We start from the raw sequence: 24,591 nt of genomic DNA, 5'->3' as shown, positions 1-24,591 counted from the left end.
ATAGTCCCGGTTTTACTTAGTTAATGTTGTGTTTTTGCCACTGTTACGACGCATCCGGCGTTTAAGACGTTTAATAAATCGCGCCACTTTCCATGCGCGTTTAATGCAGTAGCCGTACAGGAAAAATGCCAGCAAGAATAATGCCAACATAACCCACTCAGGAATAATATGGGAATATTCTGCAGCTACACCAATCGCGGCTAAAATAGCGGCGGCCAGAGTAATCAGCACAAACGCCTGACGAGAAGTAAAACCCGCACGCATGATGAGATGATGAATGTGTTGGCGGTCAGGAGAGAAAGGACTCATTCCTTTGCGCAGGCGGCGATACATAATCGCCACCATATCCATTAATGGAATCGCGATAATCCACAGCGCGGTTACGGGACTTATCGGATGGGTTTGACCCTGTGTGGTTTCAAGCAGGATCCAGATAACCGTAAAACCAATCAGCGTACTGCCCGCGTCTCCCATAAAGACTTTATAGCGACGGCCCAGCACTCCGAGGTTTAAGAGGATATAAGGCAGAATGGCGGCAATCATGGCAAAACACCACATTGCCAGACTGTACTGGCCATCAAACCATAAAATAATGCCGATAGCGGCAAACGAGACGGATGACAACCCACCGAGCAGGCCGTCAATGCCATCCACCATGTTGAAAGCATTGATTGCCGCCCAGACGGCAAAGAGTGTCAGGAAGAAGCCAAATGGACCCAGGACTAACTCCCAGGGGCCAAATACATAGCCGAGGCTTCGCAGATACAGTCCGCCCACAACCATCATCACCACGCCAATGGCCGCCTGAACGGTCGCGCGTATTTTCACCGCGATATCGAATCGGTCATCAAGAGCCCCGACTAACACCAGGACACCGGCGCAGGCAATGTAGAGGGCGGCATGCGGAATATAATAGTCGGCAATTCCAAACGTGAAGCAAATCCCTGCGTAAACAGAAATCCCGCCGACTAAAGGAATAAGTCCCTGATGGCGTTTACGAAAATTCGGCTTATCCACCAACCCTATTCGTTTTGCCACCTTTCGCGCAATGAACAAAAAACAGGTTGTGAATAAAAAAATACTGATCAGTTCAGTAACGGCGGTGAATAGATTCACAATGGATTGCTCTCAACAAATGTTAGTCCCGGAAGTATAACCATGAAGCCACAGCCTCAGAAGTAATAAAGATGGCTTCTCACCACTTCCTTTGTATATTTTTCAATCAATTATTTCTTTAGCTGCACAAACGGCCCTATTGTCGCACCGACCGGTCAAAATTGGGAGTAGGTGGTACTAGCGTATAGTCCATAAAAGAAAAACGCCACGTAAAAACGTGGCGTTCGCTGGCTTTATTTACGTTACGAGCGTTTCATCATGTCGAAGAAATCGTCGTTGGTTTTGGTCATCGCCAGTTTGTTAATGAGGAACTCCATCGCGTCGATTTCACCCATTGGATGGATGATTTTGCGCAGGATCCACATTTTCTGCAGCTCTTCCTGCGTGGTGAGCAGCTCTTCTTTACGGGTACCGGAACGGTTGTAGTCGATAGCCGGGAAGACGCGTTTCTCAGCGATTTTACGAGAAAGGTGCAGTTCCATGTTACCTGTACCTTTAAATTCTTCGTAAATCACTTCGTCCATTTTAGAACCGGTATCGATCAGCGCCGTCGCAATGATGGTCAGGCTGCCGCCCTCTTCCACGTTACGTGCGGCACCGAAGAAGCGTTTCGGACGATGCAGGGCATTAGCATCCACACCACCGGTCAGCACTTTACCAGACGCCGGAACCACGGTGTTGTAGGCACGCGCCAGACGGGTGATGGAGTCAAGCAGGATGATCACGTCTTTCTTGTGCTCAACCAGGCGTTTCGCCTTCTCGATAACCATTTCCGCAACCTGAACGTGGCGAGATGCCGGTTCGTCGAAGGTAGAAGCAACCACTTCACCTTTAACCAGACGCTGCATCTCGGTCACTTCTTCCGGACGTTCGTCAATCAGCAGCACCATCAGCACGCAGTCTGGGTGGTTATAGGCAATGCTCTGCGCGATGTTCTGCAGCAGCATGGTTTTACCCGCTTTTGGCGGTGCCACAATCAGACCACGCTGGCCGCGACCAATTGGTGATGCCAGATCCAGAACACGCGCGGTTAAGTCTTCAGTAGAACCGTTACCACGCTCCATGCGCAGGCGAGAGTTCGCGTGCAGCGGCGTTAAGTTCTCAAAGAGGATCTTATTACGCGAGTTTTCCGGTTTGTCGAAGTTAACTTCATTGACTTTCAACAGCGCAAAGTAGCGTTCACCCTCTTTAGGAGGACGAATCTTACCTGAAATGGTGTCACCAGTGCGGAGGTTGAAACGGCGGATTTGGCTGGGGGATACGTAGATGTCGTCAGGGCCGGCGAGATAGGAGCTGTCTGCAGAGCGGAGGAAACCAAATCCGTCTTGCAATATCTCCAGCACACCGTCGCCAAAGATATCTTCGCCACTCTTAGCATGCTGCTTCAGGATGGCGAAAATGATGTCCTGCTTGCGCATACGAGCCTGGTTTTCCAGCCCCATATTTTCGCCGAGAGTGATCAGCTCAGAAACCGGCGTATTCTTTAATTCGGTAAGATTCATAATGGTGTGGGTTCTTAAACTCGGGGTGATTCTCGAACTTAATGTTGTGAATGGTATGGCAGGGTCATCCATGCCTGTTTAGCGGCCATCGACTCATGTCTGTTCGCTGTCTGGTCACAGGGAAAGAACGCAGAACTGAAACGACAAGACGGATTGAGTGACAAGCCCGGAATTTAGCCACTTCACGCACTGTTCATGTTAACAACGGGAAGTATCGGGTAAAACAAGATTCAAACAACAAGATATGTTTAAAACGAAGTCATAGCTAACTTAGCACGACTTCAGCCGGGCGTCCAGAGTTCCACATCATTTAGCCGGGAGCTCTGAACGCACAGCGGAGAAACCTTACGCCAGGTTAGCGTCCAGGAACTCTTTCAGTTGACCTTTGGACAGCGCGCCCACTTTGGTCGCCGCCACTTCGCCGTTTTTGAACAGCAGAAGGGTCGGGATGCCACGGATACCGTATTTTGGTGCGGTGCCTGGGTTCTGGTCGATGTTCAGCTTGGCAACGGTCAGTTTGCCCTGATATTCGTCGGCGATCTCATCCAGAATCGGGGCGATCATTTTGCAGGGACCACACCATTCAGCCCAGAAATCGACGAGGATCAGCCCGTCAGCCTTAAGTACGTCCGTGTCAAAACTGTCGTCAGTCAGGTGAATAATTTTATCGCTCATATATAACTCCACAGGAATAAGCCTGGTACGTTGGTTTTGTCTCCACCAACGACGTGTTGATGTCGCATTAACCAACTAAAGGTTGACTTTATTTCACCGGATACGCTTTCGTAAAGCAATAGTAAGCTGATATTCTACCACACTATGAGCAAAACACATTTAACAGAACAGAAGTTTTCCGACTTCGCGCTGCACCCGAAGGTGATTGAAGCCCTTGAAAATAAAGGGTTTCATAACTGCACGCCCATTCAGGCCCTCGCGCTGCCGCTGACGCTGGCCGGTCGCGATGTTGCCGGGCAGGCGCAAACCGGTACCGGCAAAACGATGGCGTTTTTAACGTCAACGTTTCATTATTTACTTTCTCACCCAGCGATTGCAGACCGCAAAGTTAACCAGCCGCGCGCGCTAATTATGGCCCCGACGCGAGAACTGGCGGTACAGATCCACGCAGACGCTGAACCCCTGGCACAGTCTACCGGCCTGAAGCTTGGCCTGGCCTATGGCGGCGACGGCTACGATAAACAGCTGAAAGTGCTGGAAAGCGGTGTGGATATCCTGATCGGTACCACCGGCCGTCTTATCGATTACGCCAAACAGAACCACATTAACCTCGGCGCAATCCAGGTTGTGGTGCTCGATGAAGCTGACCGCATGTACGATCTGGGCTTCATTAAAGACATTCGCTGGCTGTTCCGCCGCATGCCGCCGGCCAATCAGCGTCTGAATATGCTGTTCTCCGCTACCCTTTCTTATCGCGTACGCGAGCTGGCGTTCGAACAGATGAACAACGCCGAATATGTAGAAGTGGAACCGGAGCAGAAAACGGGTCACCGCATTAAAGAAGAGCTTTTCTATCCTTCCAATGAAGAGAAAATGCGTCTGCTGCAAACGCTGATTGAAGAAGAGTGGCCAGATCGCGCCATTATCTTCGCGAACACCAAGCACCGCTGTGAAGACATCTGGGGCCATCTGGCTGCAGACGGTCACCGTGTTGGCCTGTTGACCGGCGACGTGGCGCAGAAAAAACGCCTGCGTATTCTGGAAGAATTCACCCGCGGCGATCTCGATATTCTGGTCGCAACCGACGTTGCCGCTCGTGGTCTGCACATTCCGGCCGTGACGCACGTCTTTAACTACGATCTGCCAGACGACTGCGAAGACTACGTACACCGTATCGGTCGTACCGGTCGTGCGGGCGCAAGCGGTCACTCGATTAGCCTTGCGTGTGAAGAGTATGCGCTGAATCTCCCGGCCATTGAGACGTATATCGGTCACTCTATTCCGCAGAGCAAATACAATCCGGAAGCACTGTTAAGCGAACTGCCGCCGCCTAAGCGTCTAACCCGCCCACGCTCCGGCAATGGTCCGCGTCGTTCAGGCGGCGCGCCGCGTAATCGTCGTCGTTCAGGTTAAGAAAATATGCTCAGCTCCACCTCGCTTTATGCGGCAATTGATCTCGGTTCGAATAGTTTTCATATGCTGGTTGTGCGCGAGGTGGCGGGAAGCATACAAACGCTGACGCGCATCAAGCGCAAGGTCCGCCTCGCGGCGGGCCTGAGCAGCGATAATCACCTCTCCCCTGAAGCCATGGAACGTGGCTGGCAGTGTTTGCGGCTCTTTGCCGAGCGTCTGCAGGATATCCCGCACGCCCAAATCACCGTGGTCGCCACTGCGACACTCCGCCTGGCGGTCAACGCCGTGGATTTTATTGCCAGAGCGCAGGAAATTCTCGGTTGTCCGGTACAGGTTATCAGCGGTGAAGAAGAGGCTCGCCTGATTTATCAGGGGGTTGCGCACACCACGGGAGGTGACGATCGCCGCCTGGTGGTGGATATCGGCGGTGCCAGTACCGAGCTTGTGACCGGCACCGGCGCGCAGGCAACGTCGCTGTTCAGCCTGTCGATGGGCTGCGTGACCTGGCTTGAGCGCTACTTTACCGATCGGAACCTGGCGAAAGAGAACTTCGACGAGGCAGAAAACGCCGCGCGCGAGGTGTTACGCCCGGTGATGGACGAGCTACGCTATCACGGCTGGAAAGTCTGCGTGGGTGCCTCGGGTACCGTGCAGGCTCTGCAGGAAATCATGATGGCGCAGGGAATGGACGAGCGAATTACGCTTGCCAAACTTCAGCAGCTGAAACAGCGCGCCATTCAGTGCGGACGCCTGGAAGAGTTGGAAATTGAAGGCCTGACGCTGGAACGCGCGCTGGTCTTCCCGAGCGGGCTGGCCATTCTTATCGCCATTTTCACCGAGCTGAACATCCAGTGTATGACCCTGGCCGGCGGCGCGCTGCGCGAAGGTCTGGTCTACGGGATGTTGCATCTGTCGGTCGATCAGGATATCCGCAGCCGTACCCTGCGCAACGTGCAGCGTCGTTTTCTGGTTGATATCGATCAGGCAGGACGCGTATCGCAGCTGGCGTCACGCTTCGCCGATAGGGTCGCGAACGTCTGGGATCTTGATCATCTGAGCCGGGATTTATTGCTGAGCGCCTGCGCGCTCCATGAAATCGGGCTGAGCATTGATTTTAAGCAGGCACCGGCTCATGCAGCGTATCTGGTGCGAAACCTGGATTTACCGGGCTATACGCCTGCGCAGAAAAAATTGCTGGCCACGCTGCTGCTGAACCAGACCAATGCCGTCGATCTCTCCTCTTTGCATCAGCAAAACGCCGTCCCGCCGCGCGTGGCCGAGCATCTGTGCCGCCTGCTACGTCTGGCGATCCTGTTTGCCAGCCGCCGCCGCGATGATTTGCTGCCAGCCATTAATCTGGTGGCCGATGACGAGAAGCTTTCGCTGACGCTGCCGGAGAACTGGATTGATCGTCACCCGTTAGGGGCAGAAATGATCGAACAGGAGTGCCAGTGGCAGAGCTATGTGCACTGGGTGCTTGAGGTGAAGTAATACGCTGAACATTGCCGGGTGGCGGCTTCGCCTTACCCGGCCTACAGGTCCCTACGGACTTATCCTTTCTCTTTGGCTTTTGCCAGCATAGCGCGGATGTTCGCCACGTTAGCCTGACCCTTGTGCATCCGCTCTTCTGCGGTAATCACTTTGCGCTCCTGTTCCCAGATCAGGTCATCCTGCGGCAGTTCCAGCAGGAAACGACTCGGCTCCGGGCGTACCAGTTCACCATACTGGCGGCGCTCTTTACACAGCGTGAACGTCAGCTCTTTCTGCGCGCGGGTGATCCCCACGTAGGCCAGGCGACGCTCCTCGTCGACGTTATCTTCATCAATGCTGCTCTGGTGTGGCAACAATCCCTCTTCCATGCCGACCAGATACACATACGGGAACTCCAGCCCTTTTGACGCATGCAGCGTCATCAGCTGAACCTGATCGGCCTCTTCTTCGCTCTCGCCGCGCTCCATCATGTCGCGCAGGGTAAAGCGAGTGACCACCTGCGTCAGGGTCATCGGCTCGTCGATTTCAGAGCCCTCCAGCATTTCGGTCATCCAGCTGAAGAGCTGGTTAACGTTTTTCATGCGCATCTCAGCCGCTTTCGGGCTGGCTGAGGTTTCATACAGCCAGGACTCATAGTCGATGCCATGAATGAGATCGCGCACGGCCGCCACCGGCTCCCGCTCCGCGAGACGCTGCACTTCGCCGAGCCAGTGGGTGAAGCGGGTTAACGAGTCATACCAGCGTCCGGTTAACGTCTGGCTCAGCCCCATGTCGAAGCTGGCAGTAAACATACTTTTGTTGCGGGTCATCGCCCACTCGCCGAGCTTTTGCAGCGTCGCCGGGCCAATCTCGCGTTTAGGCGTATTCACGATGCGCAGAAACGCGCTGTCATCATCCGGATTAGTGAGCACGCGAAGATAGGCCAGCAGATCTTTGATTTCTGGTCGTGAGAAGAACGACGTGCCGCCCGAGATTTTGTACGGAATGCGGTTCTGCATCAGCATCTTTTCAAAGACGCGCGACTGGTGATTACCGCGATAGAGGATCGCGTAATCCTTATATTCGGTTTTGTTGACGAAGTGGTGAGCGATGAGTTCGCCCGTCACGCGCTCCGCTTCATGATCCTCATTGTTGGCGCTGAGCACTTTCAGCTCCGTGCCGTAGCCCAGTTCGGAGAAGAGACGCTTCTCAAACACGTGCGGGTTATTGGCAATCAGGATGTTTGCCGCCTTCAGGATACGCCCGGAGGAGCGGTAGTTCTGCTCTAGCTTAATCACCTGCAGGGCCGGGAAATCTTTGCTCAGCAGCACCAGGTTTTGTGGGCGCGCGCCGCGCCAGGAGTAAATTGACTGGTCGTCGTCGCCTACTACGGTGAAACGCGCGCGCTGCCCCACCAGCAGCTTTACCAGTTCGTACTGGCTGGTGTTGGTGTCCTGATATTCATCCACCAGCAGGTAGCGGATTTTATTCTGCCAGCGCTCGCGCACCTCGTCATTGCGCTGCAGCAGCAGCGTGGGCAGCAGGATCAGGTCGTCAAAGTCCAGCACGTTGCACGCTTTCATATGCGCATCGTACAGACCGTAGCAGTGGGCGAAGATCCGATCCCGTTCACCTTTGGCGATCGCCGCGGCCTGGGCCGGCGTCATCAGATCGTTTTTCCAGTTCGAGATCGTCGAGATCAGCTGCTGCAACAGCACTTTGTCATCTTCGATCAGCCCCTCGGTGAGCTCTTTAAGCAGCGCCACCTGATCGGTATCGTCAAAAAGCGAGAAGTTGGACTTCATTCCCAGCGCCGCATACTCGCGTTTGATGATATCCAGCCCCAGCGTGTGGAAGGTGGAGATCATCAGGCCGCGCGCCTCTTTACGGCCCAGCGTCTGACCGACGCGCTCTTTCATCTCGCGCGCCGCTTTATTGGTAAAGGTGACCGCCGCAATGTGTCGCGCCTGATATCCGCAGTTGTGGATCAGATGGGCGATTTTGTTAGTGATCACGCGGGTTTTACCCGAACCGGCCCCTGCCAGCACCAGGCATGGTCCAGTAACGAATTCGACCGCTTGTTGTTGTCCAGGGTTTAAACGCATGGGAGTGTTGCTCAATCTTCGAACGGGGTGTGGATTGTAGCAGAAAGCCGGGCGCAGATTTACCGGCTAATGATAAAGTGGAGAAATCGCGTTTAACCCGTAGAGCAGAACCATGAAAAAGACCGCAGCAGCCCTGCATATTCTGGTAAAAGAGGAGAAACTGGCTCAGGAGATCCTGGCCAAGCTGGAGCGTGGCATCAGCTTTGATCATCTGGCAAAGCGTTATTCTAAATGCCCGTCCGGACGCAATGGCGGGGATCTCGGCGAGTTTCAACAAGGTGCGATGGTCGGCCCGTTCGATCAGGCAGTCTTTAGCTGCCCGCTTCTGAAGCCCTACGGCCCGGTAAAAACCAAATTTGGCTACCATATCATTAAGGTGCTTTATCGCCGCTGACGCGTGGTATATTGCGCCCCGATTTATTTCAACCTATTCAAGGCACGATCATGGCAAAAACAGCAGCAGCAGTGCACATCCTCGTTAAAGAAGAGAAACTGGCTTTGGATCTTCTGGAGCAGATTAAAAACGGTGCCGACTTCGGCAAGCTGGCGAAGAAGCACTCCATCTGCCCGTCAGGCAAGCGCGGCGGCGACCTGGGTGAGTTCCGCCAGGGTCAGATGGTTCCGGCGTTCGATAAAGTGGTGTTCTCCTGCCCGGTGCTGGAGCCAACCGGCCCGCTGCACACGCAGTTCGGGTATCACATTATTAAAGTATTGTATCGGAAATAAACATTCAAGGCCTTCTCTAAGAGAAGGCCTTGAATGTTTGCCCCTCTCCCCGTGGGAGAGGGCCGGGGTGAGGGCATCAGCCCGCGCCAGGTGTTAACCCGCTACCGCGATACGCTTCATATCGGTCATGTAGCCACGCAGTTTGTGACCCACTTTCTCGATCTGGTGGCTGCGAATCGCTTCGTTCACATCGCGCAGCTGCGCGTTATCCACGGCACCTTCCGCAATCGCTTTACCCAGATCGCCTGTCTGCAGAGTGGTCATAAACTCTTTCAGCAGCGGTACGCAGGCGTAAGAGAACAGATAGTTACCGTATTCTGCGGTATCAGAGATAACCACGTTCATTTCGTACAGACGCTTACGGGCAATGGTGTTCGCGATCAGCGGCAGCTCGTGCAGAGATTCGTAGTACGCAGACTCTTCGATGATGCCGGAATCCACCATGGTTTCGAACGCCAGCTCAACGCCTGCTTTCACCATCGCGATCATCAGTACGCCTTTATCGAAGTACTCCTGCTCGCCGATTTTACCTTCATACTGCGGCGCGGTTTCGAACGCGGTTTTACCGGTCTCTTCACGCCAGGTCAGCAGGTTTTTATCGTCGTTCGCCCAGTCCGCCATCATGCCGGAAGAGAATTCGCCGGAGATGATGTCGTCCATGTGTTTCTGGAACAGCGGTGCCATAATGGTTTTCAGCTGTTCAGACAGCGCGTAAGCACGCAGTTTTGCCGGGTTGGACAGACGGTCCATCATCAGCGTAATACCGCCCTGCTTCAGCGCTTCGGTGATGGTTTCCCAGCCGAACTGAATCAGTTTTTCCGCGTAGGCCGGGTCAGTACCTTCTTCCACCAGCTTGTCGAAGCACAGCAGAGAACCGGCCTGCAGCATGCCGCACAGAATGGTCTGCTCACCCATCAGGTCAGATTTCACTTCGGCAACGAAAGAAGATTCCAGCACGCCCGCACGGTGGCCGCCGGTCGCCGCTGCCCACGCTTTGGCAATCGCCATGCCTTCGCCTTTCGGATCGTTTTCCGGGTGAACCGCGATCAGGGTCGGCACGCCGAAGCCACGTTTGTACTCTTCGCGTACTTCCGTACCCGGGCACTTCGGCGCCACCATCACCACGGTGATGTCTTTACGGATCTGCTCGCCCACTTCAACGATGTTGAAGCCGTGAGAGTAACCCAGCGCGGCGCCGTCTTTCATCAGCGGCTGTACGGAACGCACAACGTCAGAGTGCTGTTTGTCCGGGGTCAGGTTAACCACCAGATCCGCCTGCGGGATCAGCTCTTCGTAGGTGCCCACTTTGAAGCCGTTTTCGGTCGCTTTACGCCAGGAAGCACGCTTCTCGGCAATCGCTTCTTTACGCAGGGCGTAGGAGATATCCAGACCGGAGTCACGCATGTTCAGGCCCTGGTTCAGACCCTGTGCGCCACAGCCGACGATGACCACTTTTTTACCCTGAAGGTAGCTCGCGCCATCGGCAAATTCGTCGCGCGCCATGAAGCGGCATTTGCCCAGCTGCGCCAGCTGCTGGCGCAAGTTCAGTGTATTAAAGTAGTTAGCCATGGGTGATACCTCGTGATGTTGTGTGTCTTATTGTTCGGTTCGCGTTTCAGCGAGAATGTACCCACATTACAACAGGAAATTTATTGCGGAAATTGATATATTCACAACGTCATATTGCAATTTTTGCAATATAAAAAGAGGGAGTGGAATCAGTGGATTTACGCGATCTGAAAATGTTCCTGCACCTGGCGGAAAGCCGCCATTTTGGCCGCAGCGCCCGGGCGATGCACGTTAGCCCCTCAACGCTTTCACGCCAGATCCAGCGCCTTGAGGAAGATCTAGGCCAGCCGCTGTTCGTGCGCGATAATCGCACCGTCACCCTCACGGAAGCGGGTGAAGAGCTGCGCATTTTTGCCCAGCAGACGCTGTTGCAGTACCAGCAGCTGCGGCACTCGATTGACCAGCAGGGGCCGTCACTTTCCGGCGAACTGCATATTTTCTGCTCCGTCACCGCCGCCTATAGCCATCTGCCACCCATCCTTGACCGCTTCCGCGCGGCGCATCCGTCGGTTGAAATTAAGCTCACCACCGGCGACGCCTCCGACGCAATGGAAAAAGTGGTGACGGGCGAAGCGGATCTCGCCATAGCAGGGAAACCCGAAACCCTGCCGGGCGCGGTGGCATTCTCAATGCTTGAGAATCTGGCGGTGGTGCTGATTGCCCCGGCGCTGCCCTGCCCGGTGCGTAACCAGGTGTCGGTGGAAAAACCGGACTGGTCGACGGTGCCGTTTATCATGGCCGATCAGGGGCCGGTGCGCCGCCGTATCGAGCTGTGGTTCCGTCGTCAGAAAATCAGCAATCCGTCGATTTACGCCACGGTCAGCGGCCACGAGGCGATGGTGTCGATGGTGGCGCTGGGCTGCGGCGTGGCGCTGCTGCCGGAAGTAGTGCTGGAAAACAGCCCCGAACCGGTGCGCAATCGCGTGATGATTCTGGAACGCAGCGACGAGAAGACGCCGTTTGAGCTTGGCGTGTGCGCACAAAAAAAGCGGCTGCATGAGCCGCTTATTGATGCGTTCTGGCAGATATTGCCGAACCACTAGCCCGCCAGGAAGAACCTGAACGCCGGGTTATGGGTTTCATCGTGGCACTCATAGCCCAGCTCGTTCAGCCGCGTTTCGAAATCAGGCTCGTGCTCGCCCAGTTCGAACGCCGCCAGCACGCGGCCATAGTCGGTGCCGTGGCTGCGGTAGTGGAACAGAGAGATATTCCAGTGCGTGCCAAGCGTGTGCAGGAATTTGAGCAGCGCGCCCGGCGATTCCGGAAACTCGAAGCTGAACAGACGTTCCCTGAGCGGCTTAGATGGACGCCCGCCGACCATATAGCGCACGTGCAGCTTCGCCATCTCATCGTCAGAGAGATCGACTACGCTGTAGCCGCCCTCATGCAGCAGGTTGAGGATCTCTTTGCGCTCCTCCACACCGCGGCTCAGACGCACGCCGACAAAAATGCAGGCGTCTTTAGCATCGGCAAAACGGTAGTTGAACTCCGTCACCGAACGGCCGCCCAGCAGCTGGCAAAACTTCAGGAAGCTGCCCTTCTCTTCCGGAATGGTCACCGCCAGCAGCGCTTCACGCTGTTCGCCCAGCTCGCAGCGCTCGGAAACGTAGCGCAGACCGTGGAAGTTCACGTTGGCGCCGGAAAGCACGTGCGCCAGACGCTCGCCGCGAATGTTGTGCTGCGCGATATATTTTTTCATCCCCGCCAGCGCCAGCGCGCCTGACGGTTCCGCCACCGCACGCACATCCTCGAACAGATCCTTCATCGCCGCGCAGATGGCGTCGCTATCCACCGTGACGATATCGTCGAGATATTCCCGGCACAGGCGGAAAGTTTCGTCGCCAATGCGCTTCACCGCCACGCCCTCGGCAAACAGCCCGACGCGCGGCAGGTCCACAGGATGCCCGGCATCCAGCGCCGCTTTCAGGCAGGCAGAGTCTTCCGCTTCCACGGCGATGACTTTGATCTGCGGCATCAGCTGTTTGATCAGCACCGCCACGCCTGCGGCTAAGCCACCGCCGCCCACCGGGACGAAGACGCGGTCGAGATGGGCATCCTGCTGCAGCAGTTCCAGCGCCAGCGTGCCTTGTCCGGCAATCACCATCGGGTGATCGAATGGCGGCACCCAGGTAAAGCCCTGCTGCTGCGCCAGCTCGATCGCTTTGGCTTTCGCTTCGTCAAAGTTGGCGCCGTGGAGCAGAACCTCGCCGCCGAAACCGCGGACCGCATCGACTTTGATGTCTGCGGTAGCAACCGGCATCACGATCAGCGCTTTCAGCCCCAGACGGGCAGACGAGAACGCCACGCCCTGAGCATGGTTGCCCGCCGACGCGGTAATTACGCCGCGCGCTTTCTGCTCGTCGGTCAGCCCGGCCATCATCGCGTAGGCGCCGCGCAGCTTGAAGCTGTGCACCGGCTGACGGTCTTCGCGCTTCACCAGAATGACGTTGTCGAGGCGCGAAGAGAGTTTTTCCATTTTCTGCAGGGGTGTGACCTGCACGGCTTCATAGACCGGCGCGCGCAGCACCGCTCTCAGGTATTCCGCCCCCTCAGGGGCGGCGGATAAGGGTTGCGACTCGGCCATCGTTAGCCCCCAAGTTTCGATTTATCGCGCACAGCGCCTTTATCTGCACTGGTGGCAAGACTCGCGTAGGCGCGCAGGGCGAAGGAGACTTCACGCTGGCGGTCTTTCGGCGTCCAGGCTTTATCGCCGCGGGCTTCCTGCGCTTCACGACGGGCCGCAATTTCCTGGTCGCTCAGCTTGAGCTGTATGCCGCGATTCGGAATGTCGATTTCGATCAGGTCACCGTCTTCGATGATGGCGATGTTGCCGCCGCTTGCCGCTTCCGGCGAAACGTGGCCGATAGAGAGGCCGGAGGTGCCGCCGGAGAAACGTCCGTCGGTGATCAGCGCGCAGGCCTTACCGAGTCCCATAGATTTCAGGAAGGTGGTTGGGTAGAGCATCTCCTGCATGCCGGGACCGCCTTTTGGCCCTTCGTAGCGAATGACAACCACGTCGCCTTCCACCACTTTGCCGCCGAGAATGGCGTCTACTGCTTCATCCTGGCTTTCGTATACCTTCGCCGGACCGGTGAATTTCAGGATGCTGTCGTCCACGCCTGCGGTTTTCACGATGCAGCCGTTTTCCGCGAAATTACCGTACAGCACGGCCAGACCGCCGTCTTTGCTGTAGGCGTGTTCCAGCGAGCGGATGCAACCTTCGGCGCGGTCATCGTCGAGGGTATCCCAGCGGCAATCCTGCGAGAACGCCTGCGTGGTGCGGATACCGGCAGGGCCGGCGCGGAACATCTTTTTCACCGCGTCATCTTTGGTCAGCATTACGTCGTACTGGTCCAGCGACTCCGGCAGCGTCAGGCCGAGTACGTTTTTCACTTCACGGTTCATCAGGCCCGCACGATCCAGCTCGCCCAGAATGCCCAGTACGCCGCCCGCGCGGTGTACGTCTTCCATATGATATTTCTGGGTACTCGGCGCGACTTTACACAGCTGCGGCACTTTACGGGACAGCTTGTCGATGTCGCTCATGGTGAAGTCGATTTCGGCTTCCTGTGCGGCGGCCAGCAGGTGCAGAACGGTGTTGGTGGAGCCGCCCATGGCGATATCCAGCGTCATCGCGTTCTCAAACGCGGCCTTGCTGGCGATGCTGCGCGGCAGCGCGCTGGCGTCGTCCTGCTCGTAGTAGCGTTTGGTCAGCTCAACGATGCGCTTACCGGCGTTGAGGAACAGCTGCTTACGGTCTGCGTGGGTCGCCAGCAGCGAGCCGTTGCCCGGCTGAGACAGACCCAGCGCTTCGGTCAGACAGTTCATGGAGTTTGCCGTGAACATACCGGAACAGGAGCCGCAGGTCGGACACGCGGAGCGTTCCACCTGGTCGCTCTGCTCGTCAGAGACTTTTGGATCCGCGCCCTGGATCATCGCATCGACCAGATCGAGCTTGATGATTTTGTCGGAGAGCTTGGTTTTCCCCGCTTCCATTGGGCCGCCGGAGACGAAGATCACCGGAATGTTCAGGCGCAGGGAGGCCATCAGCATCCCCGGGGTGATTTTGTCGCAGTTGGAGATACAGACCATCGCATCGGCGCAGTGGGCGTTAACCATATACTCTACGGAGTCGGCGATCAGCTCGCGCGACGGCAGTGAATAGAGCATACCCCCGTGCCCCATCGCGATACCGTCATCCACCGCAATGGTGTTGAACTCTTTCGCCACGCCGCCGGAGGCTTCAATTTGCTCGGCAACCAGCTTGCCGAGATCGCGCAGGTGCACGTGGCCCGGTACGAACTGGGTGAAGGAGTTCACCACGGCGATAATCGGCTTGCCGAAATCGGCGTCGGTCATTCCGGTGGCGCGCCACAGCGCGCGGGCTCCCGCCATATTACGGCCGTGGGTGGTGGTGGCTGAACGATACTTAGGCATGCTTTATTGACTCCCGTCTGACTATTTAATGGGACGGTGCGTGCCGTCCCAAATTTATGCTTAGTGATTAACCTGATCCAACCAGCCGTATTTATCTTCCGTCTCGCCGGTGAAGAGGCCGAAGAACGCTTGCTGAATACGTTTGGTGACCGGGCCACAGCGGCCTTCGCCCACCTGGATACCGTCCACGCTGCGTACCGGCGTGATTTCAGCCGCCGTACCGGACATAAACACTTCATCCGCCAGATACAGGGATTCGCGGGACAGTACCTGCTCGCGTACTTCGATACCCAGACCTTTCGCCAGCTTGATGATGGCGTCACGGGTGATGCCCGGCAGCGCGGACGAAGTGAACGGCGGCGTGAACAAAATGCCGTCTTTCACTTCAAACAGGTTTTCGCCCGCACCTTCAGAGATGTAGCCATTTACGTCGAGGGCGATACCTTCCTGATAGCCGTGGCGGCGCGCTTCGCTACCGACCAGCAGGGAAGAAAGGTAGTTACCGCCTGCTTTCGCGGCGGTCGGGATAGTGTTTGGCGCAACGCGGTTCCAGGAAGAGACCATTGCGTCGATCCCCTGCTCCAGGGCTTCTGCACCCAGATAAGCACCCCACGGGAACGCGGCAATGATCACATCTGTGGTATAGCCCGCTGGCGGGTTCACGCCCATACCGACGTCACCCACGAAGACCAGCGGACGGATATAGGCGCTGGTCAGGTTGTTTTTACGGATCACGTCGCGGCAGGCTTCCATCAGCTCATCAACGCTTTGTGAAACCGGGAAACGATAAATTTTGGCTGAGTCATGCAGACGCTGCATGTGTTCGCGATGGCGGAACACCACTGGCCCCTTGTGAGAATCGTAGCAGCGAATACCTTCAAATACGGAGGTACCGTAGTGCAGCGCGTGGGACATGACGTGAACTTTCGCGTCCTCCCAGCGAACCATCTCACCGTTGAACCAAATGTAATCAGCTTTTTTTGTCGTCATTTTTTCGTCCTGTCACGCTTAAGCGCGGATTTGTTGTGATGTGGTTGTGCTCTGGCAGATGGCAACATGGGCAACGTCTACCAGCTTTGATAACTGACTAAACAGTAAGTCGACCGACCGCGGGCTGGCAACGGTTAATTCGATACTGATATTCCGGGCGTCATTGGCAGTCTCCATATTCATAGAGCAAATCTGAAAACCACGATGACGCACCACGCGCAAAACGCGTTCTAAAGTTTCCGGGTTGAAGCGAGCCTGTACGGCGACCTGATGCTGCATCATGATAATTTCTCCATCATTTGTGAGTTACTGGCACCAGGCGGTACCAACGGCCAGACGTTCTCGAGTTCGTCGATTGAGACATGAAGCAGGTAAGGCCCATCGCTGTTCAGCATGGTGTCGAGCGCCGCTTCAACCTGATCTTTACGGGTGATGTGCTGGCCAGGGATGCCGAAGGCGCTGGCCAGGGTGAGGAAATCGGGGTTATCGGTGAGAGTCGTTTCGCTGTAGCGCTCCTGGAAGAACAGCTGTTGCCACTGGCGAACCATCCCTAAACGCTGGTTGTCGAGCAACACGATCTTCAGCGGCAACTGCTTGCGCTTAACGGTGCCGAGCTCCTGAACGTTCATCATGAAGGAGCCGTCACCGGAGATACAGATAACGGTATCGTTCGGGCGGGCAACCTGCGCGCCAACGGCGGCTGGCAGACCGAAGCCCATCGTCCCTAACCCGCTGGAGGTGATGAAGTTTTCCGGGCGGGTGTAGGTCATGTGCTGCGCGGACCACATCTGGTGCTGGCCTACGTCGGTGGTGACGACGCTGTCAGCCGGTTTACGGTCGGACAACTGCTTCAACAGCAGCGGCGCGTAAATGGCCTCGCCGGGGTGGTCGTACCGCCAGGCGTGCTCGGCGCGCATATCTGCGGTGTGCTGACGCCATGCGTTGATATCCAGCGGCTGCTGCAATGCCGGTAACAGCGCGTTGAGATCGCCCTGCAAGGCGACATGCGCCTGACGCAGCTTGTTCATTTCCGCCGGGTCGATATCCATATGGATGACTTTGGCGTTCGGCGCAAAGGTATTCAGCTTGCCGGTGACGCGGTCGTCAAAACGGGCACCTACGGCGATGAGCAGATCGCACTCCTGCACCGCCAGGTTTGCCGCTTTGGTGCCGTGCATCCCCAGCATGCCCAGATAGTAGGGGAAATCCGCGTCGACTGCACCGAGACCTTTCAGCGTGCAGGTCGCTGGCATCTGCGTTGTTGCGATAAATTCACGCAGGGCTGGAACGGCCTGCGCCATGCCGACGCCACCTCCGACGTACAGCATCGGCTGTTTCGCCTGCGCCAGCATCTGACGAGCCTCTTCAACTTCCGCATCCGGAAACGCATCGTCGCTTTCAACGGTGGAAAAGTGAGGTTCCAGATCGCCGAGTGCCACCTGGATATCTTTCGGTATATCGACCAGAACCGGACCAGGACGGCCGGAGCTTGCCACGTCGAACGCTTCTGCCATTACGCGCGGCAGCTCTTCCAGAGACTGGACGAGGAAGCTGTGTTTGGTGCAGGACAGCGATAAACCGAGGACGTCCACTTCCTGAAAAGCATCGGTACCGATGAACGGCGACGCCACCTGCCCGGTGATGGCGACAACGGGAACGGAATCCAGCAGCGCGTCAGCCAGGCCGGTGATGAGGTTAGTTGCGCCCGGGCCTGACGTCGCCATACACACGCCAGTTTTACCCGTCGCTCGGGCATAGCCGATGGCTGCCATCGCTGCGCCCTGCTCGTGTCGGCACAAGAGATGTTCCACGCCGCCGTCATACAGTGCATCGTAAATCGGCATAATTGCGCCACCCGGATAACCGAATACGGTTTCGACTCCCTGCGCGCGCAACGCATGTACTACCCACTGTGCCCCATTCATAGTTAGTTCCCCGTCATAAATCGGGAGAAACAGAATTTTGTGCTAGTCGTCATTCTCTGCTCCTCATTTACGTTTTTTAGTCATAAAAAAACCCCCGGACCTTTCGGTGCGGGGGTCTCAGTTCGTTAAGGCTTGATTTCTAAGCCTTTCCTCGTCCAAGTGCAGCCCCGCACGGTGGGATAATAATCACCACCACGCTAATCACGACCAGGCTAATCACTCGTAGAAGGGCTGTCATTTTCAGTTCTTTTTGCATCTTGTTCGAAGGAATACCTAAAGAGTTATCACAGTTTTTAAATCAAACACAAGATTTATTTATGACGGATTTGATTAGGCAGCGAATCATATTTCTTAAAAGCGTTGTTTTATATACGGAAATTAGAAAATGAATATTTTTCATTTTTTCACTGCGGTTTTTACCGTCAAAACGGGGCTTTTTACATTCTGCGAGGAGGCTTCCACGATTATGCAAGGGTTTCAGTGTGCGCTTAAAATCTCTGAACAGGCGGCGTAAATTCGCAAAACGACGCTAAACAGGCAAAAAAGGCGCTGGCATAGTCACACCAGGAGGTAGTGCAAATGTCACTGTCAGTTGTTTACACGCGTGCGGCTCTCGGGGTAAAGGCACCGCTTATTTCCGTCGAGGTTCATTTGAGCAATGGGCTACCCGGACTCACGCTTGTCGGGTTACCTGAAACGACGGTTAAAGAGGCCAGGGATCGCGTTCGCAGCGCAATAATAAATAGCGGTTATACCTTCCCCGCGAAGAAGATCACCATCAACCTTGCCCCCGCCGATCTGCCTAAAGAGGGGGGACGATACGATTTACCTATCGCAATTGCCCTTCTCGCGGCTTCTGAGCAGCTAAATACGACACGGCTAGGCTCGTATGAGTTTGTTGGCGAACTCGCGCTCACAGGCGCGTTAAGAGGCGTTCCCGGTGCGATATCGGGAGCGCTGGAAGCCATACGAGCAGGGCGGCAAATCATTGTCGCCAATGAAAATGCATCAGAAGTGAGTCTTATTGCCGAGAAGGGGTGTCTCATCGCCGGGCATTTACAGGAAGTTTGTGCGTGGCTGGGAAGGACGGCATGAACTGTCCGAGCCGGAGGAATGTGATGATGTTATAGCGGATGCACCAGAGGATCTCAGCGAGATTATGGGACAGGAGCAAGGGAAACGGGCGCTGGAGATTACGGCGGCAGGTGGACACAATCTTCTGTTAATTGGCCCGCCGGGTACGGGGAAAACGATGCTGGCGAGCAGGCTGAGTGGGTTGCTTCCACCGCTCAACAACCATGAAGCGCTGGAAAGCGCCGCCATATATAGCCTCATCAGCTCTGCCTCGTTGCAAAAACAGTGGCGCCGCCGTCCTTTTCGTTCGCCGCATCATAGCGCTTCACTGACGGCAATGGTTGGCGGCGGGTCTATCCCCGGGCCGGGTGAGATCTCGCTGGCACACAATGGCATTCTGTTTCTTGACGAGCTGCCGGAGTTTGAGCGCCGCGTGCTGGATGCACTGAGGGAGCCCATTGAATCCGGTGAGATACATATCTCACGCACGCGGGCGAAAATAAGCTATCCCGCGCAGTTTCAGCTGGTCGCGGCGATGAATCCCAGCCCGACGGGTCACTACCAGGGAAACCATAACCGCTGTACGCCAGAGCAGACGCTACGCTATCTGGGTAAGTTATCCGGCCCGTTCCTCGACCGTTTCGATTTATCCCTCGAAATCCCCCTTCCCCCGCCGGGTCTGCTCAGGCAAACGAGCATAACGGGTGAAAGCTCAGCGGAGGTACGCGAACGGGTGATTGCGGCCCAGACGCGGCAGTACGCTCGTCAAAACAGGCTGAATGCACGGCTGGATAATGCCGGGATCCGGCAATTTTGTTCTCTTAACGTTGAGGATGCGGGATGGCTGGAGGAGACGTTGACGCGGTTCGGGCTGTCCATACGGGCGTGGCAGCGTTTGTTGAAGGTGGCCAGAACCATTGCTGACGTAGAGGGGTGCACTGACATTGAGAGGAAACATTTGCAGGAGGCGCTGAGCTACCGCGCTATCGATCGTTTGCTGCTGCATTTGCAGAAATTGCTGGCATAAAAAAAAGGGGCCGTAGCCCCTTCTTTTCATTTTAGTCATCAGACTCGGTGTAGTCTTCTGCACCTTCCATCTGCGGCTTGCCGCCAGAAAGCGTATGGAAGCGCTTTGGACGCTTAATGCGCGCCATGTACTTGATCCATACACGTTCCGCTTCAGACTCCGGCTCACGCTCACCACGGCAAACAGAAACAAACTGTTTTTCGTCTTCGGTTGCAGGTTCACGCTTACCCAGATCCAGCTCATTAAAGGCATAACCATGGCGCTCAAGCAGTTGAGCTTCTTTGATGGTGAAATCGCCGTGACGAGAGAACCCGCGCGGATAATGTTTATTGTCGAAAAAACGATTAGTCGTCGTAAAGCTTTCCGCCATCCTACACGCTCCTAATTCTTTGGCCGAGCTATTTATGGCGCGGAGTATTAGTTACGCTTGACAGAGTGTAAAACAAAACATTTAAATCATAACGACAAATAATTTTGCGGAGAAAGATGTGGATACGGAATTGCTTAAAACTTTCCTTGAAGTGAGCAGAACACGCCACTTTGGGCGAGCAGCTGAGGCCCTTTACCTGACGCAGTCAGCAGTCAGTTTTCGTATTCGACAGCTGGAAAATCAACTGGGTGTGAATCTTTTTACCCGCCATCGCAACAATATTCGCTTAACGCCGGCCGGTGAGAAACTGCTGCCGTACGCAGAAACGCTCATGAATACCTGGCAGGCAGCACGTAAAGAGGTGGCGCATACTTCGAGGCATAATGAGTTCTCGATAGGGGCCAGCGCTTCTCTGTGGGAATGTATGCTAAGTCAGTGGCTTACCCGGCTGTATAATTCACACGGCCACCTGCAATTTGAAGCCAGGATTGCGCAACGGCAGTCGCTGGTTAAGCAACTTCATGAGCGCCAGCTTGATCTTCTGATCACAACCGAAGCCCCCAAGATGGACGAATTTAGCAGCCAGATCGTGGGCCAGTTTGGCCTGGCGCTTTATGCGTCTGAACCTTCGATGATGAAGGCAGACCTGACCTATTTACGCCTGGAATGGGGGCCAGATTTTCAGCAGCACGAGACGGGACTAATTGCGCCTGATGATGTTCCGCAGTTAACGACCAGCTCTGCAGAGATCGCCTGTCAGCAGCTGTCCCTGCTGAAAGGTTGTACCTGGTTACCTGTTCGCTGGGCAGACACTAAAGCAGGGCTGCACACCGTGATGGATTCCACCACGCTTACCAGGCCGCTGTATGCAATTTGGCTGCAAAACAGTGATAAGCAAGCGCAGATAAAAGATCTATTAAAAATCAATATAATGGATTGATGCATCAGCCAGCAGGAATGCTGGCTGAATATTATGAAGAGAGTTTTCTGCAGTGTTTCAGGCAAAAAAAAATCCTTTGCCGAAGCAAAGGATTATATATGGCAGGGGCGGAGAGACTCGAACTCGCGACACCCGGTTTTGGAGACCGGTGCTCTACCAACTGAGCTACGCCCCTAAAGTTTTTTTGCCATTAAGCCTGCCAATTAGGCAGGCTTAATGTCTTAATAAGTGGCGGAACGGACGGGACTCGAACCCGCGACCCCCTGCGTGACAGGCAGGTATTCTAACCGACTGAACTACCGCTCCACCGAAGACTGCTCTAACCACCGGATTTATGCACCGGCTTACTACTTAATTTGATGCCTGGCAGTTCCCTACTCTCACATGGGGAGACCCCACACTACCATCGGCGCTACGGCGTTTCACTTCTGAGTTCGGCATGGGGTCAGGTGGGACCACCGCGCTAAAGCCGCCAGGCAAATTCTGTTAATCTGTATCAGGCTGAAAATCGTGTCGTCTCTTCGCCAAAACACCTTCGGCGTTGTAAGGTTAAGCCTCACGGTTCATTAGTATCGGTTAGCTCAACGCATCGCTGCGCTTACACACCCGACCTATCAACGTCGTAGTCTTCAACGTTCCTTCAGGACTCTCAAGGAGTCAGGGAGAACTCATCTCGGGGCAAGTTTCGTGCTTAGATGCTTTCAGCACTTATCTTTTCCGCATTTAGCTACCGGGCAGTGCCATTGGCATGACAACCCGAACAGTATCAGCCTGTTATCCCCGGAGTACCTTTTATCCGTTGAGCGATGGCCCTTCCATTCAGAACCACCGGATCACTATGACCTGCTTTCGCACCTGCTCGAGCCGTCACTCTCGCAGTCAAGCTAGCTTATGCCATTGCACTAACCTCCTGATGTCCGACCAGGATTAGCTAACCTTCGTGCTCCTCCGTTACTCTTTGGGAGGAGACCGCCCCAGTCAAACTACCCACCAGACACTGTCCGCAACCCGGGTWACGGGTCTACGTTAGAACACCAGCCATTAAAGGGTGGTATTTCAAGGTCGGCTCCACGCAGACTGGCGTCCACGCTTCAAAGCCTCCCACCTATCCTACACATCAAGGACCAGTGTTCAGTGTCAAGCTATAGTAAAGGTTCACGGGGTCTTTCCGTCTTGCCGCGGGTACACTGCATCTTCACAGCGAGTTCAATTTCACTGAGTCTCGGGTGGAGACAGCCTGGCCATCATTACGCCATTCGTGCAGGTCGGAACTTACCCGACAAGGAATTTCGCTACCTTAGGACCGTTATAGTTACGGCCGCCGTTTACCGGGGCTTCGATCAAGAGCTTCGCGTTGCCGCTAACCCCATCAATTAACCTTCCGGCACCGGGCAGGCGTCACACCGTATACGTCCACTTTCGTGTTTGCACAGTGCTGTGTTTTTAATAAACAGTTGCAGCCAGCTGGTATCTTCGACTGATTTCAGCTCCACCCGCAGGGGCTTCACCTACATATCAGCGTGCCTTCTCCCGAAGTTACGGCACCATTTTGCCTAGTTCCTTCACCCGAGTTCTCTCAAGCGCCTTGGTATTCTCTACCTGACCACCTGTGTCGGTTTGGGGTACGATTTCGTGTTACCTGATGCTTAGAGGCTTTTCCTGGAAGCAGGGCATTTGTTACTTCAGCACCGTAGTGCCTCGTCATCACACCTCAGCGTTAAAAAACGACCGGATTTACCTAATCGTTCCGCCTACATGCTTAAACCGGGACAACCGTCGCCCGGCTAACATAGCCTTCTCCGTCCCCCCTTCGCAGTAACACCAAGTACAGGAATATTAACCTGTTTCCCATCGACTACGCCTTTCGGCCTCGCCTTAGGGGTCGACTCACCCTGCCCCGATTAACGTTGGACAGGAACCCTTGGTCTTCCGGCGAGCGGGCTTTTCACCCGCTTTATCGTTACTTATGTCAGCATTCGCACTTCTGATACCTCCAGCAWSCCTCACAGSMCACCTTCAACGGCTTACAGAACGCTCCCCTACCCAACAACGCATAMGCGTCGCTGCCGCAGCTTCGGTGCATGGTTTAGCCCCGTTACATCTTCCGCGCAGGCCGACTCGACCAGTGAGCTATTACGCTTTCTTTAAATGATGGCTGCTTCTAAGCCAACATCCTGGCTGTCTGTGCCTTCCCACATCGTTTCCCACTTAACCATGACTTTGGGACCTTAGCTGGCGGTCTGGGTTGTTTCCCTCTTCACGACGGACGTTAGCACCCGCCGTGTGTCTCCCGTGATAACATTCTTCGGTATTCGTAGTTTGCATCGGGTTGGTAAGCCGGGATGGCCCCCTAGCCGAAACAGTGCTCTACCCCCGAAGATGAGTTCACGAGGCGCTACCTAAATAGCTTTCGGGGAGAACCAGCTATCTCCCGGTTTGATTGGCCTTTCACCCCCAGCCACAAGTCATCCGCTAATTTTTCAACATTAGTCGGTTCGGTCCTCCAGTTAGTGTTACCCAACCTTCAACCTGCCCATGGCTAGATCACCGGGTTTCGGGTCTATACCCTGCAACTTAACGCCCAGTTAAGACTCGGTTTCCCTTCGGCTCCCCTATACGGTTAACCTTGCTACAGAATATAAGTCGCTGACCCATTATACAAAAGGTACGCAGTCACACCACGAAGGTGCTCCCACTGCTTGTACGTACACGGTTTCAGGTTCTTTTTCACTCCCCTCGCCGGGGTTCTTTTCGCCTTTCCCTCACGGTACTGGTTCACTATCGGTCAGTCAGGAGTATTTAGCCTTGGAGGATGGTCCCCCCATATTCAGACAGGATACCACGTGTCCCGCCCTACTCTTCGAGTTCACAGCCTGTGTGCTTTCGTGTACGGGACTGTCACCCTGTACCGTGCGACTTTCCAGACGCTTCCACTAACACACAAGCTGATTCAGACTCTGGGCTGCTCCCCGTTCGCTCGCCGCTACTGGGGGAATCTCGGTTGATTTCTTTTCCTCGGGGTACTTAGATGTTTCAGTTCCCCCGGTTCGCCTCGTTAACCTATGTATTCAGTTAACGATAGTGCAACGAATTGCACTGGGTTTCCCCATTCGGACATCGCCGGGTCAAAGGTTCATATCACCTCGCCGGCGCTTTTCGCAGATTAGCACGTCCTTCATCGCCTCTGACTGCCAGGGCATCCACCGTGTACGCTTAGTCGCTTAACCTCACAACCCGAAGATGTTTCACTTC

General features: G+C 55.2%; 19 protein-coding genes, 2 tRNA genes, 2 rRNA genes and 1 pseudogene. 7 read left to right on the top strand and 17 right to left on the bottom strand.

What is annotated here, in order from left to right:
• Nucleotides 1–12: 12 nt before the first annotated feature.
• From wecA to trxA, 3 genes are all read right to left on the bottom strand, one after another.
• Nucleotides 13–1,116 carry a UDP-N-acetylglucosamine--undecaprenyl-phosphate N-acetylglucosaminephosphotransferase gene (gene wecA, locus LA04_RS14785; RefSeq protein WP_023309645.1) on the bottom strand — a complete coding sequence of 368 codons (1,104 nt, stop codon included), beginning with the start codon at nt 1,114–1,116 and terminating at the stop codon, nt 13–15.
• A gap of 242 nt (nt 1,117–1,358) precedes the next feature.
• Nucleotides 1,359–2,618, bottom strand: a complete 1,260-nt coding sequence (gene rho, locus LA04_RS14780) for a transcription termination factor Rho (RefSeq protein ID WP_008501566.1) — start codon at nt 2,616–2,618, stop codon at nt 1,359–1,361.
• Nucleotides 2,619–2,963: 345 nt separating this feature from the next.
• On the bottom strand, nt 2,964–3,293 hold the full coding sequence (gene trxA, locus LA04_RS14775) for a thioredoxin TrxA (protein ID WP_006179218.1): 330 nt from the start codon (nt 3,291–3,293) through the stop codon (nt 2,964–2,966).
• 144 nt (nt 3,294–3,437) lie between these two features.
• Here trxA and rhlB point away from each other — a divergent pair, with 144 nt between their 5' ends.
• Together rhlB and gppA are read left to right on the top strand one after the other, a co-directional pair.
• A complete protein-coding gene (gene rhlB / locus LA04_RS14770) occupies nt 3,438–4,706 on the top strand; it encodes an ATP-dependent RNA helicase RhlB (protein WP_023309646.1) in 1,269 nt (422 codons plus the stop codon).
• Between the two features lie 6 nt (nt 4,707–4,712).
• The gene (gene gppA, locus LA04_RS14765; RefSeq protein ID WP_047652204.1) at nt 4,713–6,197 is read left to right on the top strand and encodes a guanosine-5'-triphosphate,3'-diphosphate diphosphatase; all 1,485 of its coding nucleotides are present in this window, start codon (nt 4,713–4,715) and stop codon (nt 6,195–6,197) included.
• Nucleotides 6,198–6,256: 59 nt separating this feature from the next.
• Here gppA and rep read toward each other — a convergent pair whose 3' ends face one another.
• Nucleotides 6,257–8,281 (bottom strand): DNA helicase Rep, encoded by a 2,025-nt coding sequence (gene rep / locus LA04_RS14760; RefSeq protein ID WP_047652203.1) that lies wholly within the window; start codon nt 8,279–8,281, stop codon nt 6,257–6,259.
• Nucleotides 8,282–8,393: 112 nt separating this feature from the next.
• Between rep and ppiC (LA04_RS14755) the strand changes: the two genes are divergently transcribed.
• Nucleotides 8,394–8,675: a peptidylprolyl isomerase PpiC gene (gene ppiC, locus LA04_RS14755; protein ID WP_004886860.1), complete on the top strand. Its 282-nt coding sequence runs from the start codon at nt 8,394–8,396 to the stop codon at nt 8,673–8,675.
• Between the two features lie 50 nt (nt 8,676–8,725).
• Nucleotides 8,726–9,007, top strand: coding sequence for a peptidylprolyl isomerase PpiC (gene ppiC, locus LA04_RS14750; protein ID WP_023309650.1), 282 nt, complete (start codon nt 8,726–8,728; stop codon nt 9,005–9,007).
• A gap of 93 nt (nt 9,008–9,100) precedes the next feature.
• On the opposite strand, the gene ilvC is transcribed toward ppiC (LA04_RS14750), so the two are convergent.
• Nucleotides 9,101–10,576, bottom strand: a complete 1,476-nt coding sequence (ilvC, locus tag LA04_RS14745; RefSeq protein WP_023333828.1) for a ketol-acid reductoisomerase — start codon at nt 10,574–10,576, stop codon at nt 9,101–9,103.
• Between the two features lie 152 nt (nt 10,577–10,728).
• Between ilvC and ilvY the strand changes: the two genes are divergently transcribed.
• Nucleotides 10,729–11,619 (top strand): HTH-type transcriptional activator IlvY, encoded by an 891-nt coding sequence (ilvY, locus tag LA04_RS14740; protein WP_032641403.1) that lies wholly within the window; start codon nt 10,729–10,731, stop codon nt 11,617–11,619.
• On the opposite strand, the gene ilvA is transcribed toward ilvY, so the two are convergent.
• The 7 genes from ilvA to ilvL all read right to left on the bottom strand — a co-directional run bounded on the left by ilvA (nt 11,616) and on the right by ilvL (nt 18,166).
• Nucleotides 11,616–13,160: a threonine ammonia-lyase, biosynthetic gene (gene ilvA / locus LA04_RS14735; RefSeq protein WP_039267211.1), complete on the bottom strand. Its 1,545-nt coding sequence runs from the start codon at nt 13,158–13,160 to the stop codon at nt 11,616–11,618. The genes ilvY and ilvA overlap by 4 nt on opposite strands.
• A 2-nt stretch (nt 13,161–13,162) precedes the next feature.
• Entirely contained in the window at nt 13,163–15,013 is a 1,851-nt protein-coding gene (ilvD, locus tag LA04_RS14730) for a dihydroxy-acid dehydratase (RefSeq protein ID WP_047652202.1), read from the bottom strand.
• A 60-nt stretch (nt 15,014–15,073) separates the two neighbouring features.
• A complete protein-coding gene (gene ilvE, locus LA04_RS14725) occupies nt 15,074–16,003 on the bottom strand; it encodes a branched-chain-amino-acid transaminase (RefSeq protein WP_047652201.1) in 930 nt (309 codons plus the stop codon).
• A gap of 18 nt (nt 16,004–16,021) precedes the next feature.
• Entirely contained in the window at nt 16,022–16,285 is a 264-nt protein-coding gene (ilvM, locus tag LA04_RS14720) for an acetolactate synthase 2 small subunit (protein ID WP_047652200.1), read from the bottom strand.
• A complete protein-coding gene (gene ilvG / locus LA04_RS14715; protein ID WP_047652199.1) occupies nt 16,282–17,928 on the bottom strand; it encodes an acetolactate synthase 2 catalytic subunit in 1,647 nt (548 codons plus the stop codon). The genes ilvM and ilvG overlap by 4 nt, the downstream gene beginning before the upstream one ends.
• 2 nt (nt 17,929–17,930) lie before the next feature.
• Entirely contained in the window at nt 17,931–17,981 is a 51-nt protein-coding gene (ilvX, locus tag LA04_RS24830) for a peptide IlvX (RefSeq protein WP_166792073.1), read from the bottom strand.
• A gap of 86 nt (nt 17,982–18,067) precedes the next feature.
• Nucleotides 18,068–18,166: an ilv operon leader peptide gene (ilvL, locus tag LA04_RS23710; RefSeq protein WP_001311244.1), complete on the bottom strand. Its 99-nt coding sequence runs from the start codon at nt 18,164–18,166 to the stop codon at nt 18,068–18,070.
• Nucleotides 18,167–18,507: 341 nt separating this feature from the next.
• On the opposite strand from ilvL, the pseudogene LA04_RS14710 reads away from it, so the two are divergent.
• Nucleotides 18,508–20,029: pseudogene (locus LA04_RS14710) on the top strand (YifB family Mg chelatase-like AAA ATPase).
• Nucleotides 20,030–20,060: 31 nt separating this feature from the next.
• On the opposite strand, the gene LA04_RS14705 reads toward LA04_RS14710, so the two are convergent.
• Nucleotides 20,061–20,399: a DUF413 domain-containing protein gene (locus tag LA04_RS14705; protein ID WP_023309658.1), complete on the bottom strand. Its 339-nt coding sequence runs from the start codon at nt 20,397–20,399 to the stop codon at nt 20,061–20,063.
• Between the two features lie 118 nt (nt 20,400–20,517).
• On the opposite strand from LA04_RS14705, the gene hdfR reads away from it, so the two are divergent.
• A complete protein-coding gene (hdfR, locus tag LA04_RS14700) occupies nt 20,518–21,339 on the top strand; it encodes an HTH-type transcriptional regulator HdfR (RefSeq protein WP_047652198.1) in 822 nt (273 codons plus the stop codon).
• A gap of 99 nt (nt 21,340–21,438) precedes the next feature.
• On the opposite strand, the gene LA04_RS14695 is transcribed toward hdfR, so the two are convergent.
• The 4 genes from LA04_RS14695 to LA04_RS14680 form a co-directional block, all read right to left on the bottom strand.
• A tRNA-Trp gene (locus tag LA04_RS14695) sits at nt 21,439–21,514 on the bottom strand.
• A gap of 54 nt (nt 21,515–21,568) precedes the next feature.
• Nucleotides 21,569–21,645 (bottom strand) — tRNA-Asp (locus LA04_RS14690).
• A 55-nt stretch (nt 21,646–21,700) separates the two neighbouring features.
• Nucleotides 21,701–21,816, bottom strand: a 5S ribosomal RNA gene (rrf, locus tag LA04_RS14685).
• Nucleotides 21,817–21,884: 68 nt separating this feature from the next.
• A 23S ribosomal RNA gene (locus LA04_RS14680) occupies nt 21,885–24,566 on the bottom strand.
• Nucleotides 24,567–24,591: the final 25 nt, after the last annotated feature.

The organism is Enterobacter sp. UCD-UG_FMILLET, assembly GCF_000762975.1.
GTDB lineage: Bacteria > Pseudomonadota > Gammaproteobacteria > Enterobacterales > Enterobacteriaceae > Enterobacter > Enterobacter dykesii.
The sequence above is the reverse complement of the archived record's forward strand: the minus strand, read 5'-3'. Positions and strand labels throughout refer to the sequence as shown.

Bases quoted from the DNA above. Each gene is read 5' to 3' on its own strand.
- rho (WP_008501566.1), bottom strand. From the start codon at position 2,618: ATGAATCTTACCGAATTAAAGAATACGCCGGTTTCTGAGCTGATCACT.
- trxA (WP_006179218.1), bottom strand. From the start codon at position 3,293: ATGAGCGATAAAATTATTCACCTGACTGACGACAGTTTTGACACGGAC.
- rhlB (WP_023309646.1), top strand. From the start codon at position 3,438: ATGAGCAAAACACATTTAACAGAACAGAAGTTTTCCGACTTCGCGCTG.
- gppA (WP_047652204.1), top strand. From the start codon at position 4,713: ATGCTCAGCTCCACCTCGCTTTATGCGGCAATTGATCTCGGTTCGAAT.
- rep (WP_047652203.1), bottom strand. From the start codon at position 8,281: ATGCGTTTAAACCCTGGACAACAACAAGCGGTCGAATTCGTTACTGGA.
- ppiC (WP_004886860.1), top strand. From the start codon at position 8,394: ATGAAAAAGACCGCAGCAGCCCTGCATATTCTGGTAAAAGAGGAGAAA.
- ppiC (WP_023309650.1), top strand. From the start codon at position 8,726: ATGGCAAAAACAGCAGCAGCAGTGCACATCCTCGTTAAAGAAGAGAAA.
- ilvC (WP_023333828.1), bottom strand. From the start codon at position 10,576: ATGGCTAACTACTTTAATACACTGAACTTGCGCCAGCAGCTGGCGCAG.
- ilvA (WP_039267211.1), bottom strand. From the start codon at position 13,160: ATGGCCGAGTCGCAACCCTTATCCGCCGCCCCTGAGGGGGCGGAATAC.
- ilvD (WP_047652202.1), bottom strand. From the start codon at position 15,013: ATGCCTAAGTATCGTTCAGCCACCACCACCCACGGCCGTAATATGGCG.
- ilvE (WP_047652201.1), bottom strand. From the start codon at position 16,003: ATGACGACAAAAAAAGCTGATTACATTTGGTTCAACGGTGAGATGGTT.
- ilvM (WP_047652200.1), bottom strand. From the start codon at position 16,285: ATGATGCAGCATCAGGTCGCCGTACAGGCTCGCTTCAACCCGGAAACT.
- ilvG (WP_047652199.1), bottom strand. From the start codon at position 17,928: ATGAATGGGGCACAGTGGGTAGTACATGCGTTGCGCGCGCAGGGAGTC.
- ilvL (WP_001311244.1), bottom strand. From the start codon at position 18,166: ATGACAGCCCTTCTACGAGTGATTAGCCTGGTCGTGATTAGCGTGGTG.
- LA04_RS14705 (WP_023309658.1), bottom strand. From the start codon at position 20,399: ATGGCGGAAAGCTTTACGACGACTAATCGTTTTTTCGACAATAAACAT.